This is a genomic window from Mucilaginibacter sp. P4_G9, from assembly GCF_056400985.1.
In genome coordinates this window covers 11,988-30,479 of record NZ_JBFUKF010000007.1, presented here as the reverse complement: position 1 = coordinate 30,479, position 18,492 = coordinate 11,988, and the positions used below count along the sequence as shown (strand labels likewise).

Below are 18,492 nucleotides of genomic sequence, written 5' to 3'. Positions count from 1 at the left end.
CAATTACGAAAATACTTACAAATGAAACGTTTTTACATACTTATAGCACTTTTTTGTTTTGCTCTTTCGGCTAAAGCCCAGTTTAATGTGGGTGGTGGCGGGCCAAATATTGTTGGCCGTATATCTGGTACAGTGATTGATTCAATTACAAAAAAGCCAATGGATTATACTACTGTGGGTTTATACCGCAGCGGTGGCAAATCGCCCTTAAACGGTGTAGTAACCGACGAAAAGGGAAATTTTAAAATTGATAATGTAAAGCCAGGTACTTATAAACTGATAGTATCTTTTATCGGTTATCCATCAAAAACAATTGAGCCAATTACTACCACGGCTTCAAAACCCGACAATAAAGTGGGTAGTGTTTTCATATCCCCGGGAGCAAAAGCATTGGCAACGGTTAATGTAGTGGGGCAGGCGCCGCTGATTGAAAACAAGATAGATAAGATTGTTTACAATGCCGAAAAAGACCTTACCGCTGCAGGCGGTAACGCTACGGATGTATTGCAAAAAGTACCTTTGGTTGCTGTTGATATCAACGGTAACGTATCTATCCGCGGCGATCAAAACGTTCGTGTACTTATTAACGGTAAACCATCAGGCGCAACTTCGGCCAGTTTAGCGGATGTATTAAAAACCATTCCTGCCGACCAGATCAAAAGCATCGAGGTGGTAACTTCTCCATCAGCAAAATATGATGCAGAGGGTTCTGGAGGTATCATCAACATCATTACCAAGCAAAAAAATGTTTCGGGTATAAGCGGTTCCGTAAGTGGTGGTGTGGGCACCCGTCAAAACAATGGCAACATAAACTTTAACTACAACAAAAACAGGTTTAGCCTGGGTATTAATGCCGGTGGTAACTTAACCTGGCCGCAAACATCTACAACCACTTTCGACCAGGTATTTAGGGATGCCGATGGTACGGTTACCCGCCATAATTATAATAATTCAACAAGCCGCATTAAAAGGCATGGTGCTATAGGCTCTGTTACTGCAGGTTATGAGGTTAATGCTTTTAACAGCTTTAACAGTACCCTTAGACTTAATGATGGTGGTTTTAATATTGAAGGAAAGGGAATTAACAATATTGATTTAGGGGGTGTACTAAGCCAGTATACCAGCACCACCCAATCGCATAATAAATTTAGCGGATTTGACTGGAACCTTGATTACACGCATAAGTTTAAAAAAGAGGGCGAGGAGTTCACCCTATCCGGGCAATGGAGCCATAGCGATATAAAAACTGACTATGCCAGCTTGTTTACCGCGGTTAACCCAAGCCAAAGGGGTAATAATAATGGTATTAACAATGAATATACCTTCCAGGCAGATTATACATTGCCTTTAAATAAAGTATTAAAAATTGAGGCCGGTGGTAAGACCATACAACGCCGCATAAACAGCAATTACGATATATTTAATACAGATAACTCCGGTAATAACGCTGTACGTGATTCATTGAATTCAAACCTGTATGATTATAATCAGAATGTATACGCCGGTTATGCGGTATTAACTTTCACTTTGCCAAAAAGCTATTCATTACTGGTAGGCGGCCGTGTTGAAAACACCAGGATAAAAGGTGATCCGCAAAATCCTTTCCAGGATCCGGAGAAAGTAGGCGATCTCTACCAGGATTTAAAGCCGTTTACATCAAGCTACACTACTTATGTGCCAAGTTTAACTATCCAAAAGCAATTGGGTACCCAAACTATTAAGTTATCATACAGCAAACGTATCCAAAGGCCAAGCCTGCAGTTTTTAAATCCGTTTATTAACCGCAGCAACGTACAAAGCCAAACCGTAGGTAACGTGAACCTGGCGCCCGAGGTATCACAAACGGTGGAGTTAAACGTTAATAAGTTTGTTAAATCATCCGTGCTTAATTTCTCGGTTTATTACAAAAACACCAATAACCTGATAGAGGGTATCGCAAGTCCTTTAACCGAGACTATAAATGGCCAGGTAATAAACGGAACCCGTACCGCTTACCAAAATGTTGGTAAAAATAATTCATTTGGTGCAAGTTTCTTTGGATCGATAAACCCGGTAAAGGCACTTACCATACGGGCAAGTATTAACGGGTTCACTTATAATCCAACCATATTCCCGCAGTATGATATTGCAGCCTCAAAAACAGGTGTTTATTTCCAGTATACTGCTTTCGGAAGCGCCTCATACCAGTTTAGCCATAATATACTGATGGAGTTATTTGGCTTTACCAATTCGGCACGCAGAACAATCCAGGGTACCAACCCGGCGTTTGGCATATACGCCTTTGGTTTGAAGAAACAATTTATGGATAAAAAACTGGCTATTGGCTTTAATACTGTACAGCCATTTGCCAGGGATAAACACTTTAACTCCAATATCAGCAATGCTTCGTTTACACAAACCAGCTCAACAGCATTCCCTTTCCGTTCTTTCGGTTTAACGTTTAGCTACAACTTTGGTAAGCTAAGCTTCAGCAATCCACAGCAACAGAAAAAAGGCGTAAACAACGATGACCTTAAACAAGGCGATCAGGGTGGTCAGGGTAATACACCTGCAGGCGGTAGATAAGAAGAATCAAGAGATTAGAGTCAAGAATCAAGATTTTTGAAAATACAAGAGCCGGGAGATTTAGTCTTCCGGCTCTTTTTATTTTTAAAGAATGTCATTGCTTCTAACCTTTATTCCACTTCCACATTAATCCCTATCTGTTTCAATAATAAGGTAGCGTTAAAGGTTTTGCACTCGCCATGTTTAATTTTATAATCAAACAGCATTTCGCCATCCTTTACCTGTATGTCGAAGTAGAAATTGCGTACATACTCAGGGTATTTATCTTCCAGGCGGGCAATCTGCAGATCATGGGTGGCAACCAGCCCAACGGCGTTTTTACTTATCAGTTGCTCTATCACAGCTTTTGAGCCAAGGTATTTATCAACCGAGTTGGTGCCGCGCAGCATTTCATCAATCAGGAAAAAGATCTTAGGTTTATTCTCCACAGCAGCCAGCAGCATTTGCAGTCGATCGAGCTCGGCTTTAAAGGTGGAGGTACTTTCGTTCAATGAATCTTTGATGCGCATGTAGCTGATCATGGTAATTACCGAAACACGCATGCTTTTAGCGCATACCGGAGCCCCGCACAGTGCCAGTACGGTATTGATGCCTATGGTACGTAAAAAAGTGCTCTTACCTGCCATGTTTGATCCGGTGATGATATCAATTTTAAAGGTATCATCCAGTTCATAGTCATTTTCGATGCGTTTACCGGCATCAATAAGCGGGTGGGCAAGTGATTGGGCGATTAGTGTGTAGCCGGGTTTGTCCTCAATTTGTGGAAATGCCCAGGCGGGATAATTAATCGCCAATCCTGAGAGGCTGATCAGCGCTTCAAACGCGGCAATTACATCAAAGGCGGCTTCCAGGCTTTCGGTGTTCCGGCGTTTCCAGTTTTCTATGGCAATCACCTGGCGGATATCCCACAAAAAAAATAGGTTCAAAACAAAACCTACTATCATATTTAAATGATAATTGAGCTTGTTGATAAGCGCGGCGAGTTCCTTTATTTTGTTGGAGGTTTTACTGTTTTTTAATATTCCTGCCAGCGAAGCATTATAGGTGGCCTGCCATGGCTCTTCTTCAATGCGTTTAAATACATTGGCGTAGTTGGCCAACGTATCACCTATTTTACCGGCAATTATATCGGCCTTGCTGATGTACATAGCTTTAGAGAAAACGATACCCATATTAGCTATCCCAATTATAATAGCTGCAAGCTTTGCCTGGGGGATAAACCATGCCAGTATTAATGTTGCCGTAAATAACCAGGGAGCAATTTTGACATATAGCGTAAGCCATTTTTCGCCGGGCATATCAAGCGGAAGGTGCAGGTATTTAAACAGGTTTTTAAGTTGGTTAACATCCTGCTGTATGGCAAACAGCAGGCGGGTTTGGAACTCCAGTTTCCAGTCGGTTTTGGTGCTTATCTCTTTGATAGCTTCCTGTCGTTGTAAAATAACGTCTTTTGCTGATGGCTTATCAAACCACTCAGCAAGTTTGGTATTACCTGTTGAAGTAGCGGTGCGGTTTACCAGCTGATACAGGGATGCGTTACCAAAAATATCCAGGTCGGCAGTATAAAAATGTTTTTCGCTGGCAAAGCGGGCGCCATCGTTATAAATATTGGTGTGGGTTTGTATGCTGTCAACCTCGTTAAGGTTTACCTTTTGCAGATCGTCGAAATATTGTTTCAGTTTTTCGAACCGGCTTTGGCGCGATACAAGCCAGGCAAAAGCGAAAACCAATATAATAAAAGCTACCGCCACAATGCTAAAGTCATCCTGCTGTACTGCAATGCTAATGGCTACAACAATCAGCGCGAAAATGCTGAGCCTGAGCAGCGAATAGGTATTGGCCAGTTTTTTATATTTGGTGGCTTCCTGCTGCGCGGCACTGGCCCGTTGAGTATAATCGTTGATAATATCCTGTTCCATTTTTTGGTAAAAAAGTTGAGGCTAAATAAACACATATATTTCAAATAAACGTTTATTTGTTTTAGATATGAAGATCACGTTTTTAACAGTTGGCAAAACCGAGGACGCTTATTTAAAAGAGGGCATTGATAAATATATAAAGCGCCTGAAGCATTATACTAAATTAGAGCTGGTTGAAATTAACGAACTGAAAAACACCAAGGCCCTCAGTGCCGAACAGCAAAAAGCTAAAGAAGCCGAGCTGATCCTGAAAAAAATAAACCCGCTTGACCATGTGATCCTGATGGATGAGAAGGGTGCCGAATATTCGTCCACCCAATTTGCGGCCTATATCAACAAAAAGGAGATCAGCTTATCGGGCAACCTTGTATTCATTATAGGCGGCCCCTATGGATTCGATCAATCGGTATATCACCGGGCAAACGATAAGATCTCGCTGTCGAGGATGACCTTCTCACACCAGATGGTCCGCCTGTTTTTTGTTGAACAGTTGTACCGCGCTTATACAATAATGAAGGGCGAGCCGTATCATCATGAATAGATGTGCAGATGTGCAGATTTCGGATTTCAGATGTGCAGATGATTGTGACAATTCCTTGATCCCGGTTCAGATGAATTTTTGATTAAGACAAACATCCGCATATCTGATATCTGCACATCTGAAATCATTTTCCCTATCTTTGTTATTATGTCAGGTCACGATCATTCACATGCACACGGTCATCATCACCATGATCATGCCCCCCGGTTAGATCATTTGAACACCGCATTCATCATCGGTATTATATTAAACTCGGTGTTTGTGGTTGTGGAGGCTGTTGCGGGTTTTATAACGCACTCGCTGTCGTTATTAACAGATGCCGGGCATAACCTAAGCGATGTTGCTTCATTGGCTTTAGCTCTGCTGGCCTTTAAATTGACTAAGGTGAGCGCTAATAGCCAATATACCTACGGCTATAAACGATCAACCATTATTGTTTCTTTCTTTAATGCCCTGATCCTGGTTGTGGCTGTAGGCTTCATAGTTTATGAGGCTGTGATGCGCTTCATGAATCCCGAAACCGTATCGGGCGGAACAATGGCCTGGGTAGCTTTTATAGGTATTGGTATTAATGCCCTTACAGCATGGTTATTTGTAAAAGATAAAGATACCGACCTTAATATAAAAGGCGCGTACCTGCACATGGCTGTAGATGCCATTGTGTCTTTTGGGGTAGTTGTATCTGGCGTTATTATTTATTTTACAGGCCAGTATTGGATAGATAGCGTTGTGAGTATTATCATAGCCTTTGTGATACTTCGTGGCACCTGGGGGCTTTTAAAAGACAGTCTGCGCCTTGAAATGGATGGCGTACCAAAGGAGATAGACCTTGAAAAAATAAAAATTGAACTCATGAAGGCCAAGGGGGTTGTTGATGTGCACCACATGCATGTTTGGGCGTTAAGTACTACCGAAAATGCCCTTACCGCTCACCTGGTCATCAAACCCGAAGCCATTGCCGATTTCGACAGCATCAAGCACGATCTTCGTCATCGCCTGGAACACCTGGATATCAACCACAGCACTTTTGAACCTGAGTTTGCTGATGAAAAGTGCAAGCAGGTGGAGTGTTTGTAAGAAAGTAATTTGCAGACTGTTTGGGTAGGTGTTTGGTATCCGGCAGGATATCATTATTTCAAATAATTCTTCCTAATTTAACGCTCATTATTTAACCTACCATGAGCACCTCAAACAGAAGAAAATTTATAACCACAACGGTTACCCTTGCCGCAGGTACAGTAGCAGCATCTGCATTTCCTTTAGTACAAACAAAAGAAGAATGGCCGGTAATACATCATGTATTTTTCTGGCTTAAAAACCCAGGCTCGGTTGAAGACCGTGATAAGCTGATAGCTGGTCTTAAAACCCTTTCGAAAATTGAAACTGTGCGCAAGCTGCGTGTAGGTGTAGTTGCCAGTACCGAAAAACGTGACGTGGTTGATAACAGCTGGGCAGTATCAGAACTAATGTTCTTCAGCGACCTTGCCGGACAGGCCACTTATCAAACCCACCCCATACACCTGGAGTTTATTAAAAACTGCAGCCATCTTTGGGAAAAGGTTATTGTATATGATGCGGTGGATGCGTAAGATATAAGGTTAACCAATTCAATAAAATACCCGTAATTGAGGCACTAAGCAATCTCTTATACAGATTGGATTTGCAAGGCACCGTAATGACTGTCGGAAATAATTAATGGGAAAAGCAAAAAGCCGATTACTCGGCTTTTTTTGTAGCTTTTTTAGCTTTTGCTTTTGGGGTAGGCGCCGATTCGGGCTCAGCTGTTACAGCTTCGGCAACCGGCTCTTCCGCAACCGGAGCGTCTGCTACAGCAGGTGCCTGGGTTGGATCGGCTTCGTTAAAAAGCGGCATATCTTTTAATACCTGGAACCATGAAATGATCTTTTTCATATCAGAGGCATATACTTTCTCCTCATCATGATCCGGTGCTACTTCATAAAAAAAAGTCCTTAGTTTTTTACCATCGGCCTTGGCATCAGGAATATTTGAGGCAGTTTTCATTTGCTCAAAAACGTCCGTAAGTTTGATATCATCATCGACACCAAAAATGGTGATTTCGCTTAATGCAGCTAATTTGGCGGTTGAAAGGTTGGCTACCAGTTTGGTTTTTTGAGCATCAAGACTTTCCAGTACATAACCGGTTTTATTTTGCGCTAACGCTCTCCACAAGCCCGGTTTGCCCGATACAGCTACAATTCCTTGTAAATTCATTTTTTATTGGTTGATTAGGTTGATTAAGTGAATGGTTGATTGAGTTTTAAACCTAATCAACTACTCACTCAATCAACCAATAACTTAATCTTCTATTACTTCGATGCTTAAAATTTTATCGCCTTGGCGGATAGCGTCGACCACGTCAACATTCTCAATCACTTTACCAAAAACAGTGTGGTTACGGTCTAAGTGAGCGGTGTTAGCGCGGTTGTGGCAAATAAAGAATTGTGAGCTGCCTGTATTGCGTCCGGCATGTGCCATTGAAAGTACGCCACGATCATGGTATTGATTATCGCCTGTTAATTCGCAATCAATTTTGTAGCCGGCGCCACCAGCGCCGGTACCGGTTGGGTCGCCGCCTTGTACCATAAAGTTAGGGATAACGCGATGAAAAATAACGTTATCATAAAAGTTTGATTTTGCTAATTTTTTAAAGTTAGCTACAGTATTTGGGGCATCCTGATCGTAAAACTCTACGGTCATATCGCCTTTTTCAGTTTTAATTATTGCTTTGCTCATTTCTTTGTTTTTTTAAAAACAGTTGGCAAAGGTAATGATTTGAGGTGAAAGGTAAAAGGCGAAAGGTAAAAGGAACTAAAGGCTTAAAGCGAGAGGCAGAAAGCTTTTATTGCATTACTTATTTGTAGTTAATCACAGTAACCCATCGTAATACTTTTACCCGTTTATTCGTTACATTTGATAAATAAGCACAACCGAACAGTGGATAATAAACTATATAAAAAATACCTTTCGCCTTTCACCTTTCGCCTTTCACCTATTTTCCTGCTTTTCGCCTTTCGCCTTTTACATTCTTTTCGGCTTTTAGCTTTCAGCCTTCTGCTTTTAGCTTTGACGCCCTCCATATTAAAAGCTGCCTCCATCCTCATCCCTATGGATGATGAGCAAAAGGATCACCTGAAATCATATGGTATCGCTTTTTTGGCCTTGAAGAATGGCGAGGAAGTTGACTGGCTGCTTAATTACCGTGGCGGCAGTTTTATGATGAAGTACAACCAAAAAATGGAGGAGGAATGCAAGATCCGTGGGGTAAGTTACCAGGTACTGGCCGACGCCAAGGTAAACGAGATAATTACCGAGGTAAGTGATCCATCGGTAAATATGGACCTGGTTAAGCTGGAGAAGGCCCCCAAAATGGCTGTTTATTCGCCCAAGAATAAGCTGCCCTGGGATGATGCTGTAACGCTGGTTTTAAAATATGCCGAGATTCCATACGACGTAGTTTATGATGAAGAAGTAATAAAAGGCGACCTGCCTAAATACGACTGGCTGCACCTGCACCATGAGGATTTTACCGGCCAATACAGTAAATTTTATGGCGCATTCAGATTTGCGCAATGGTATAGTGACGATGTAAAGGGACAGGAAGCCCTTGCCCATAAGTTGGGCTTTAAAAAGGTATCGCAAATGAAACTGGCTGTAGCCAAAAACATCCGCAATTTTTGTGCGGGTGGAGGCTTTTTGTTTGCCATGTGCTCGGGCACCGATACGTTTGACATCGCGCTGGCATCAGCTAATACAGATATTTGTGAGCGCATGTTTGACGGTGATGCAGCCGACCCGGACGCGCAATCGAAACTGGATTTTAGCCAAACCTTCGCCTTTCAGAATTTTACGCTGGATATGAACCCCATGTCGCACCAGTTCAGTAATATCGATGTAACTACTACCCGGCAGGTTGATCGTCCGCATGATTTTTTTACGCTGTTTGATTTTTCGGCTAAATGGGATGTTGTTCCCAGTATGCTCACGCAGGATCATGACAAGGTGATCAAAGGTTTTATGGGCCTTACCACAGCTTATAACAAAAGCATGCTAAAACCCGGTGTTACTATCATGGGCGAAATGAAAACAGCCAACGAGGCCCGCTACATTCACGGTGAATACGGCAAAGGCCAGTGGACCTTTTACGGCGGTCACGATCCCGAAGATTTTCAGCATGCTGTAGGCGACCCGCCAACAGATTTGAAACTGCACCCCAATTCTGCCGGTTACCGGTTGATATTAAACAATGTATTGTTCCCGGCTGCCAAGAAGAAGAAACAGAAAACTTGATCGGATATGTGTTCCGGGGTGCGGGGATCGGGTGTTTGGAACCTCATAGCAAACACTATAATTGTTTGAAGATAACCTCGTGTGCTTATGACCATCCCAACTTACACACCATTCGCAACCCGCTCCACGAACCTATTGATAAAATGTCCAGCTTACGCCAAATTTCAACAGGTGGTCTTGTTGCGGGTATCGGTTAACGGTATAATAACCCTTGCTTTGAAAGCCCTGGTTGGCATAATCATACATCAGGAATAGGTTGGTACGCTGCAGTGTTGCTTTAAAATACACCGATGCAACCGGGTACGAGGAAAAAGTGATATCAGGTCCGTTATAAAACTGGCCAATACCCACCGCGTATGATGGCGCAACATATGGGGTATTATAACGAACGCTTACCCCAAAATTCGACTTTAAAACATCAAAAAAGGTTTTGCTGAAATATAGGTTGCTGTAAGTATAAACCTCGGGGGTACGCAAGGTTGATTGGTAATCTGTTTTTTGGTAAACCACATAATTATCAAAGTGCAGGCTATGATAGCTTAAGTTTTTGCCAATGCTAATTTTAAGCAGGTTAATATCATTGCTCAACTGGGCTGGGTGAGCATCATTACCACCGGGCTGTGCTGTAAAATACAGGTAGTTGGCTATCAAAAAATACTCGGCTTTTATATCTAACTGTAATGGATTGTTCACGTAGTTAAATGATGCGCTGGTAGTTTTTTGATTGCTAAAACTGTTATGGAAAATGTAGTGGTTCGAGATCCAGTTGGTATATATCAAAGGCGGCGTGCTGTTTTGTGAGTAAGCTTCTAAAATAATCTTACCGGCTTTTGCGCCCCCGGCAAGGGTAAGTTTTGCGCCATAATAATAATCACCAAAATCGCGTCCCTGTGCTATTTGTCTCAGGTCGCCTTCCAAACCGATCCTATCGCTAAAACGGTAGCTTAGCTTTGCTTTAAGCGTGATGTCCTGGAAGGTATTATTTTGAACCCTTTCCTGGCGAACGTATTGGTAGCCATATTGGTTAAGGGTGGTATCGCTTACATATTGCCCATAGTGATAAAGGTCATGTACCAGGCCAAGATCAAGTTTAAGTTCATTCTTTACAAATTTTACCGATTTACTCCTGAGGTAAAAACTGTACGAAAATTCATTTTGAATATGTGTAACTACAAGCGAATCTCTTGACCGGTTACTGATGAAATAATAATCAGGGAATACATTATAGGTATCCGGCTGGTTGGTTTGCAGGTAATTATAACTGCTGTTTTGTAAAAATAAGGTATGGGCGATGCGTTGCGTGGGTAATATCTTGGAATTATCTTTCCCTTTATTTAAGCTGTCTATCCGGCCTAAATAATAAAACTGCTTAATGTACAGGCTTTTATCATTCCATTTTTCATAGCTATTGGGTAGACGTACTGCCGCCGAGTTTTTAAAAAAAAGGGTGTTGCCGGTGCTTGTATAAACCGAATCGTTAAGAATAGAGCCTGTTTCCGGGGATTTTAAATTATTGTATATGATGTTGGCCAACAGGTTATACCGCTTGCCTGGTGATTGGTACCAGGTAAATAGCGCGGCGTTTACATCGCTCACATTTTGCTGCAAAATACCGCTGCTGCTGTAAAATCCCCTTGAGCCGTTAAAATTGAGGTTAAAGCCTACATTCCAGTTTGGTTTGATGTTTTGAGTATGGATTATTTTAAACACCTGCTCGGCCGAGCTGCCAAAACCGTTGAAAAGTGTAAGGTTGGAGTAGGCTACCCGCGCGTTATAATATTTTATATCCTGCGGCCTTAAAGCATACACATCAAGGGCGTGCAAACCAGCGTCAAAGCCAATAGTTTTACTGGGCTCAAACAACAAATTCCTTTGCGATACCCCGGTATAACCCAAGCTGATACGCGGGTTACGCGGATCAAGCAGCGGGCTGTAATTTTCAAAATTATATATACCTGTATCAAGCGCGAAGGTTTGTGTACTGTCGCTCAGGAACCGTTCCATGGTAACCCGGATAAATTTGGAGCTAAAAACAATCGAATCTTTTTTATTATCTTCTTTTTTACGTAAACTATCCAGCAGTTCATCGTCGCTAACCTTTCGTGTTGCTTTGACAGTATCCCGCGTTGACAGTGGTTTTGCACGGTTTATCTGGCCATATTGTGCAAAAACCGTGTGCGCGCAAAAGCACATCAGTAATAATAAAATATATTTTAGCTTTTTACGCATTAATTACCAGCTATCAGATTTTTTAAGATCAGGGTCAGTTTGGGCTCGGCCTCTTCGGCTATTCTTATAATGTCTTCAACCGATACGGATTCCAGCACTTCTGTAAAACCCTCATCTGTTAATACGGATATAGCAAATACAGGTATCCCCATATGGTTTGCAACAATAACTTCGGGCACCGTACTCATCCCAACCGCATCGCCGCCTATGATTCTTAAATAGGTGTACTCGGCCTTGGTTTCTAAATTAGGGCCGGTTACAGCAACATAAACTCCCTTATGGCAGGTTATATTGTTTGTCGCTGCAATACTTAAAGCTTTATCAATAAGCGCGCGCTGGTAGGGTTGACTCATATCCGGAAAACGCGGACCAAGCTCTTCATAATTGCGGCCTACAAGCGGGTTTTGCGGCTGCAGGTTGATATGATCGGCAATAACCATCAGGTCGCCTTTTTTAAAATCAGGGTTTAATGATCCGCTGGCGTTTGATACATACAGGGTTTTAATACCCAGGTATTTCATCACCCTAACAGGGAAGGTTATCTGCTGCATGTTATAACCCTCGTAATAATGTAAACGGCCCTGCATAGCCACAACCTTTACGCCGCCCAGTGTACCAAATATTAATTTACCCGAATGAAACTCCAGTGTCGAGATAGGGAAATCAGGTATGTTGGAGTACATCAGTTGTTTTTCAACAACTATTTCTTTAACCAGGCCACCCAGGCCCGTACCTAAAATAATACCCACCTCGGGTTCAAAATCGCCAATACGGTTTTTTATATACCGGGCGGTGCTTTCAATATTGTCTAACATATGTTGTTACTAAATTATCAAACTGCTGCCGGCTCTTATTTAAAAAACTAATTCCTATAGGTAGCACCAAAATAGGGAGCTTTTTTATAGCCGAAAGCAATTCCTGTTCCCCTAAACGCTGCGCATCCTTTTCTGTTGTTATAACTATCTTTTTTTGTGATGTGCAGGCAAAAAAATCATCGGCAAGTTTACTGATATTTTTTAAGCTAAACTGGTGATGATCGGGATATTTATGGTGATTGATGTGCGGAGTTAGCTTTTTTAAATGTGATAACAATGGCTCCGGATTGGCAATACCGGTAAGCAGGAACACAGTTGTATGCTCATCAATAGTATGGTAAACATTTGAACCCTCCATGTTACGCAAGGGCAGGTAACTTATTGATGTAAAAAATAAAGATTGGTATGGATAGGGTTTTATGCGTTTGCTGATCCGGGTTTGTTCTTCATCGGTTAGCGTAGCCGGGCATTTACTGATGATGATGATATTCGCCCTTTCCCGGCCGCTAAAGGGTTCACGCATATTGCCGGCGGGTAATAACAAATGTGGTTCATATACCCGGCTGTAATCAACCAATAAAATACTAAAACCCGGTTTAAGTGCCCGGTGCTGATAGGCATCATCTAAAATTATGATGTTATGCTTATACTTAAGCTGTTCAATTCCTTCAACACGCTTTTCGCAAACAGCAACAGTAACATCCGGAAATTTACTTTTGAATTGAGCAGGTTCATCTCCAATTGCCGATGCGTTAGGAATAGTATCTGCAATCAAAAAACCTTTGGTTTTACGGCCATACCCCCTGCTAAGCGTTGCCAGTTGATACTTATCCTTAAAGAGGCGTACCAGGTATTCTGTCATCGGGCTTTTACCTGCGCCACCCACATCAAGATTGCCTACAACAATAACCGGCAAATTAAACGCCCGGCTTTTGAAAACGCCTGCATCATAACACCAGTTACGAATGATAACAACGAGGCCATAAGTGAGCGAGAAGGGGAATAGAAGCCAGCGTAGGTATTTCATTTGACGTGTAAAGATATAAACGTTTAGATATCCTAAATTTCAGATGATTTTTTTTATGAAATAATAATAACAGGTTTAAAAGCAAGAATCGGTGCAGAACTTGTTCTTCTAAAATATCCGTTTATTTGCGGAGTGAGTTTTGTTAGCTCCTGATAGGTATTGATTGGTGCCGAAAATACAAATACCCGAATGGTATATTTATTGAAATTTTGTTGGTACTGAAGGTTTTTATCAAAGGTTAACAACGCATCAAAATTTTCTTGAATCAACAGCTTTAGTAACTCCCCGTTTTTTATTCCGTTCCAGCCTTTATCGGTCACTGTATAAATTTCGTGATCAGGGAAATCAAGTTTGAGTTTTTTAGGTAGGTTTTCGTCAAGCAACAGCTTCATAAAGTTTGGCTATATCTTTTGAAGTAACTAATCTGTTGGCGATATCTAAAAGTGAAACAGCTTGTTCTTTAGTAACAGATGGAAAATCATCCAGAAAACCATCCAAAGAAATGCCGGCTTCTAAATGATCAAAAAGTGATTCAACGGGTACACGGGTACCCGCAAAAACGGGCTGCCCACCTAAAATATCCTGATCAATATTGATGACTTTTTGAATTTCCATATGATAAAGATACGAATATTTGATTTTACTAAGTATTTTGCATTTGATAAATAAAAGTTCCATCCACATGAAATTCAAACTTCTCATCCTTTTCATATTCATTACCACCGCCACCTTTGCCCAAACAGATAAAAAACTTACCGCCCAATTGCAGGATGCAATAAAAGGCTTTCACGGGCAGGTTGGCATCTATGTTCAAAATCTTAAAACCGGTAAAACGGCTGCCATAAATGCCGATACGCTTTTCCCAACAGCCAGCATGATCAAGGTGAGTATTCAATGTGGTTTGATGGATAAAATAGAAAAGGGCGAATTAAAATATAACCAGAAACTTTCTTACCGCGATTCGCTTTTATATGCCGGGGAAGACATTTTGGGATCCTTTAAGGATAAAGACACCATACAGCTAAGTAAGGTAGCTATGTTAATGATAACCATGAGTGATAATACCGCCAGCCTGTGGTTGCAAAAGCTGGTTGGCGGCGAATATATTAATAACTGGCTGCAGCAAAATGGTTTTAAGGTAATGCGGGTAAATTCAAGGGTAGCCGGTCGCGAGGCCATTCGCAAAGTTTATGGCTGGGGGGTAAGTACACCTTATGAAATGTGCCGCCTGTTTACCATGATAAGGCAGGGCAGGGCAATTAGCGAGGCAGCAAGTGAACGCATGTACCGCAACATGGGCCGGATTTATTGGGATGAGCATGCGTTGTCGCAGATTCCGCCATATGTACATACCATATCCAAACAAGGTGCGGTTGACGAATCCAGATCGGAAATAGTATTGGTGAACGCGCCGCATGGCGACTATGTATTCTCTATTATAACCAATCATAATACCGATCAAAGCTGGGGCCCCGGTAATGAAGCTGGTTTACTAATAAAAAAAGTGTCGGCACTACTGTGGCATTACTATGAACCTAGCAGCGACTGGAAACCTGCCGATGGCGTTGATAAGTATATGTTAAACGAATAAACTACATTTTGATAGGGTAAATTTTAAGGCGCGGGTTAGCCTCGATACCAAAACATCGGCTTGTTTTTTAGGAAAGTAATATCAATGACAAAAAGCTATTGACCACGCCTATGATTTTGGAGCAATTTACCTTGGTAACCCGCGTACATATGGGGTATCTGTGAATGCTAATTTTTAAGGGAAGAAGGAACAAGGATTTTAAAATAGGATAAGTTTTAATAAATTAGAGTGATTTATTAAAACCTATCATCATGATTCGCACTGTATTAACCCAATCTAAACCATCGGCGGTCCAAAAGGTGTATTTGATAATAAGCCTTGTTGTTTTAACCGTGGTTTGTCAATCAGCCCAGGCCCAGGTAACCACCAAATATGGCGATAACGTAAATACCCTTGATGGCATCATGAAGGCATATTACGATGTGGTGACGGTGGAAAAAGGGGGAAAGATTAGCTATGAGCGCGATAGCCTGCTGCATATAGCCGATGCTCGTGTAGGTTCGGGATATATTGATAAGCAGGGGAAACAGCGGTTCGCTTACATGACCCTGAAGGAGTATCACCGCCGGTCGGACGCTTCGTTATCACGCGATGGTTTTGATGAAAGAGAAATATCCCGCAAGGTTGAAAAATTTGGCAGCATCTTTCATGTGTTCAGCACCTACGAATCGCGCAATACTAAAAACGGACCTGTGATTGAGCGCGGAATCAACAGTATTGAACTATTTAACGATGGCACCCGATTCTGGATTCTGGCCTGGTTTTTTGATGGAGAACGGAAGGATAATCCCATACCGAAGGAGTATTTGAATTAGTATCAAGTAGTTAGTATCAAGTATCAAGACTTGATTGGGGGAAGATTTCTGTACAAAGATCAATTTAATTACACCGATAGCCTGGACTTAGCCTTCTACTGTTGCGGTTTTGTTGCGGTTTGTAAAATATGACAATCCGCAATCTATTGATTGTTAAATAGATGTAATTTTTTACTGTTTCACCTGTTGCGAACGCAACAGCAAAAAAATCCTATCAATCCTGAAAATCGTGTTAGCTCTTCATCTTCTTCAATAATGCCTCAACCACCTTGGGGAAATGTAAGTGTTCCAGTTGCTGACCTTTGAATTTTATCATCTCCAGGTTATCGCCCGACTCTATTTTAAATTTCGATTGATGAATAATTTCGCCTTCATCAAACTGCTCGTTCACAAAATGGATGGTGATACCGCTTTCTTCTTCTTTTGCCTCCATAATGGCTTTATGCACGTGATCGCCATACATGCCTTTCCCCCCGTATTTGGGTAGCAGGGCAGGGTGCAGGTTGATGATCTTGTTGGGGAATGCCTTGAGTAAGGATCCAGGGATCAGCCATAAAAAGCCAGCCAATACAATGAGGTCAACCTGTAGGTTTTTTAACAGGCGAATCACGTCGTCGGTTTCAAAAAATTCATGGCGGGTAAATATGTGCGATGGCACTTCAAAATTGTCGGCACGCTGTAATACGTAAGCCTGTGGGTTGTTGGTGAGTATCAGAACAACTTCGGCTTCGGGATTGCGTTTAAAATGCTCCATTAACTTTTGAGCGTTTGATCCTGAACCTGAAGCAAAAATAGCAATTCGTTTCTTCATTAAAGTTTATGCTTTTTCAAAAGGTTATGAAGGTACCGGTAGTGTTTTTATGCTCCCGGTAATTAAGTAATGAACTGGTCAATCTATAGTCCAAATATAAATTTTTACGCATTTTAATTAGTATTTGTTGTTGCATTTTGCCTTACAAATCCATATCGTACTATCTGCCGCCTTTTGGTCGACGAATAATTAGGCTCTACATCACCGGTTTGCAACACCATAGAGTAACTGCCCAGGTTAGATATTTGTGTGTTTTTAAACGGTGTAACTGTACTGGTACCGCCACCTGCAATTGTATCGGTGCAAACCATATCCGAATTAAAATATAACTTGTTTTCGGTAAGCGTCCATGTACCGGTTGAGGTTTGGTCAAGACAATCAAAATTGGTGTATGAACAGGTGTTGTCTGTTTTAAAGGTGAAAAACTGTGTTTTGTCACAGTCGGTATTTAAAGTATCCGGATCGCCTGTTTGCGCATTGCCCACATAATTGTAAACCTGTATAGAGGCCAGTTGCCAAACACCGGTAGTTAGTAGATGGGGGATATTGCTGCTATTTTCCTTTTTACATGAATTGCTGAGCAGGTTAATCGTAACTAAACCAAGTATAAAAAGTAATGGGAGCTTGTTTTTCATTGAACGTCGTCGCAAAAATAAAAATTCCTGCTTATTAGTTGGCTATCAGGATTCATTTATAACTGTTTTAATAAAAAAATATTACATACCCCCGCATGCTGCCAGGGCAAGGTACAAATTTGATTTTGTAAATGAAGATTATAGATGTATGATCAGGGCGAATTGCAATGGCATTAATGCGAAAGGATTTTTACTTTTGATTTTTTAATTTAAAAATATGCGTATCCCTTTTCACCAACTCAAAGCCGAATTTAATCGTGTTTTGCTAAGCCTGAATTTTACGAATGACAAGGCTGAACAATGTGCTGCCATTTTTGCAGGTAATAGCCGGGATGGTGTATATACGCATGGACTTAACCGGTTCCCGGTTTTTGTAGGGCATGTAAAAGATGGTTTTGTAAAGCCGGATCTGGAACCAACAAAAGAGGGTGGTTTTGGTGCGATAGAACAATGGAACGGTAATTACGGACCAGGAATATTGAATGCTGTTTTTTGTATGAACAGGGCAATTACCCTGGCAAAAGAGAATGGAATAAGCTGCGTAGCTATAAAAAACACTAACCACTGGATGCGTGGTGGTACCTATGGCTGGCAGGCTGCCGAAGCGGGGTGTATCGGGATCTGCTTCACCAATACCATTGCCAACCTGCCGCCCTGGGGTGGCCTTGATCCGCGTTTAGGGAATAATCCACTCGTTATAGCTGTGCCGCGTAAAGGGGGGCATGTGGTGTTGGATATGGCCATATCCCAATATGCTGTAGGTAAATTACAGCAGTACAAATCAAATAATGAAACCCTGCCTCTGCCTGGTGGTTATGATAACAAAGGTAACTTAAGTACAGATGCCGCTGCCATACTTAAATCAGAAAGGTTATTGCCGGTTGGTTTCTGGAAAGGATCTGGCCTGTCTTTAGTTCTCGATCTTTTGGCTACAATTTTAAGTGGGGGTAATTCTACGGCTAAAATCACCAAAAGCGGCGCAGAATCGGGCGTATCGCAGGTTTTTGTCTGCATAAAACCTAAGGGGGATGAACAAACCGCGGCACTCATTGAAGAGATTATTGCTTATACTAAAACAAGCACCCCCGAGCACGAAGACGGATCGATATCTTATCCGGGAGAAAATACCATTAAAACCCGCACAAAGAGTTTAAGTGAAGGTGTATTGGTGGATGAGCGGATTTGGGAAGTAGTGAAAGGGTTGTGAGAATATTTCAATGCCGCAATAAAAATAAT

The 18,492-nt window shown here is 41.7% G+C and carries 18 protein-coding genes; 8 read left to right on the top strand and 10 right to left on the bottom strand.

The genetic code is table 11. The features are described from left to right. The first annotated feature begins 21 nt into the window (after positions 1-21). Positions 22-2,565 (top strand): TonB-dependent receptor, encoded by a 2,544-nt coding sequence (locus tag AC1DPZ_RS01745; RefSeq protein ID WP_477400814.1) that lies wholly within the window; start codon positions 22-24, stop codon positions 2,563-2,565. Positions 2,566-2,675: 110 nt separating this feature from the next. Here the strand turns inward: AC1DPZ_RS01745 and AC1DPZ_RS01740 are convergent, their stop codons facing one another. Further along, positions 2,676-4,484, bottom strand: coding sequence for a MutS-related protein (locus tag AC1DPZ_RS01740; protein WP_477400813.1), 1,809 nt, complete (start codon positions 4,482-4,484; stop codon positions 2,676-2,678). A gap of 67 nt (positions 4,485-4,551) precedes the next feature. On the opposite strand from AC1DPZ_RS01740, the gene rlmH reads away from it, so the two are divergent. The 3 genes from rlmH to AC1DPZ_RS01725 all read left to right on the top strand — a co-directional run bounded on the left by rlmH (position 4,552) and on the right by AC1DPZ_RS01725 (position 6,614). Continuing rightward, entirely contained in the window at positions 4,552-5,025 is a 474-nt protein-coding gene (gene rlmH / locus AC1DPZ_RS01735) for a 23S rRNA (pseudouridine(1915)-N(3))-methyltransferase RlmH (RefSeq protein ID WP_477400811.1), read from the top strand. Between the two features lie 147 nt (positions 5,026-5,172). Then, a complete protein-coding gene (locus tag AC1DPZ_RS01730) occupies positions 5,173-6,102 on the top strand; it encodes a cation diffusion facilitator family transporter (protein ID WP_477400810.1) in 930 nt (309 codons plus the stop codon). Positions 6,103-6,203: 101 nt separating this feature from the next. Beyond that, the gene (locus AC1DPZ_RS01725; RefSeq protein ID WP_477400809.1) at positions 6,204-6,614 is read left to right on the top strand and encodes a Dabb family protein; all 411 of its coding nucleotides are present in this window, start codon (positions 6,204-6,206) and stop codon (positions 6,612-6,614) included. 127 nt (positions 6,615-6,741) lie between these two features. Here AC1DPZ_RS01725 and AC1DPZ_RS01720 read toward each other — a convergent pair whose 3' ends face one another. Together AC1DPZ_RS01720 and AC1DPZ_RS01715 are read right to left on the bottom strand one after the other, a co-directional pair. Next, positions 6,742-7,257, bottom strand: a complete 516-nt coding sequence (locus tag AC1DPZ_RS01720) for a DUF5606 family protein (RefSeq protein ID WP_477400807.1) — start codon at positions 7,255-7,257, stop codon at positions 6,742-6,744. An 84-nt stretch (positions 7,258-7,341) separates the two neighbouring features. Next, entirely contained in the window at positions 7,342-7,779 is a 438-nt protein-coding gene (locus AC1DPZ_RS01715; RefSeq protein WP_477400805.1) for a peptidylprolyl isomerase, read from the bottom strand. Between the two features lie 372 nt (positions 7,780-8,151). Here AC1DPZ_RS01715 and AC1DPZ_RS01710 point away from each other — a divergent pair, with 372 nt between their 5' ends. Next, on the top strand, positions 8,152-9,333 hold the full coding sequence (locus AC1DPZ_RS01710; RefSeq protein WP_477400833.1) for an asparagine synthetase B: 1,182 nt from the start codon (positions 8,152-8,154) through the stop codon (positions 9,331-9,333). 132 nt (positions 9,334-9,465) lie between these two features. Here AC1DPZ_RS01710 and AC1DPZ_RS01705 read toward each other — a convergent pair whose 3' ends face one another. From AC1DPZ_RS01705 to AC1DPZ_RS01685, 5 genes are read right to left on the bottom strand one after another with little or no spacing between them, the layout of a single operon-like run. Further along, complete coding sequence (locus AC1DPZ_RS01705) at positions 9,466-11,562, bottom strand: putative porin (RefSeq protein WP_477400804.1); 2,097 nt, start codon at positions 11,560-11,562, stop codon at positions 9,466-9,468. Further along, positions 11,562-12,377 carry a purine-nucleoside phosphorylase gene (locus tag AC1DPZ_RS01700; RefSeq protein ID WP_477400803.1) on the bottom strand — a complete coding sequence of 272 codons (816 nt, stop codon included), beginning with the start codon at positions 12,375-12,377 and terminating at the stop codon, positions 11,562-11,564. Before AC1DPZ_RS01700 ends, AC1DPZ_RS01705 begins: the two co-directional genes overlap by 1 nt. Then, positions 12,361-13,404 (bottom strand): tetraacyldisaccharide 4'-kinase, encoded by a 1,044-nt coding sequence (gene lpxK, locus AC1DPZ_RS01695; RefSeq protein ID WP_477400802.1) that lies wholly within the window; start codon positions 13,402-13,404, stop codon positions 12,361-12,363. Before lpxK ends, AC1DPZ_RS01700 begins: the two co-directional genes overlap by 17 nt. 53 nt (positions 13,405-13,457) lie before the next feature. Then, a complete protein-coding gene (locus tag AC1DPZ_RS01690) occupies positions 13,458-13,796 on the bottom strand; it encodes a DUF5615 family PIN-like protein (protein WP_477400800.1) in 339 nt (112 codons plus the stop codon). Continuing rightward, the gene (locus AC1DPZ_RS01685) at positions 13,780-14,019 is read right to left on the bottom strand and encodes a DUF433 domain-containing protein (RefSeq protein ID WP_477400799.1); all 240 of its coding nucleotides are present in this window, start codon (positions 14,017-14,019) and stop codon (positions 13,780-13,782) included. The genes AC1DPZ_RS01690 and AC1DPZ_RS01685 overlap by 17 nt, the downstream gene beginning before the upstream one ends. Positions 14,020-14,086: 67 nt before the next feature. On the opposite strand from AC1DPZ_RS01685, the gene AC1DPZ_RS01680 reads away from it, so the two are divergent. Both AC1DPZ_RS01680 and AC1DPZ_RS01675 read left to right on the top strand, forming a co-directional pair. Further along, positions 14,087-14,995 (top strand): serine hydrolase, encoded by a 909-nt coding sequence (locus AC1DPZ_RS01680; RefSeq protein WP_477400797.1) that lies wholly within the window; start codon positions 14,087-14,089, stop codon positions 14,993-14,995. Positions 14,996-15,246: 251 nt separating this feature from the next. Next, positions 15,247-15,810: a hypothetical protein gene (locus AC1DPZ_RS01675; RefSeq protein WP_477400796.1), complete on the top strand. Its 564-nt coding sequence runs from the start codon at positions 15,247-15,249 to the stop codon at positions 15,808-15,810. A gap of 232 nt (positions 15,811-16,042) precedes the next feature. On the opposite strand, the gene purN is transcribed toward AC1DPZ_RS01675, so the two are convergent. Together purN and AC1DPZ_RS01665 are read right to left on the bottom strand one after the other, a co-directional pair. Next, positions 16,043-16,621, bottom strand: a complete 579-nt coding sequence (purN, locus tag AC1DPZ_RS01670) for a phosphoribosylglycinamide formyltransferase (protein ID WP_477400795.1) — start codon at positions 16,619-16,621, stop codon at positions 16,043-16,045. 113 nt (positions 16,622-16,734) lie between these two features. Continuing rightward, entirely contained in the window at positions 16,735-17,256 is a 522-nt protein-coding gene (locus AC1DPZ_RS01665) for a lipocalin family protein (protein WP_477400794.1), read from the bottom strand. 217 nt (positions 17,257-17,473) lie between these two features. Here AC1DPZ_RS01665 and yiaK point away from each other — a divergent pair, with 217 nt between their 5' ends. Continuing rightward, a complete protein-coding gene (gene yiaK, locus AC1DPZ_RS01660; protein ID WP_477400793.1) occupies positions 17,474-18,463 on the top strand; it encodes a 3-dehydro-L-gulonate 2-dehydrogenase in 990 nt (329 codons plus the stop codon). Positions 18,464-18,492 lie beyond the last annotated feature (29 nt).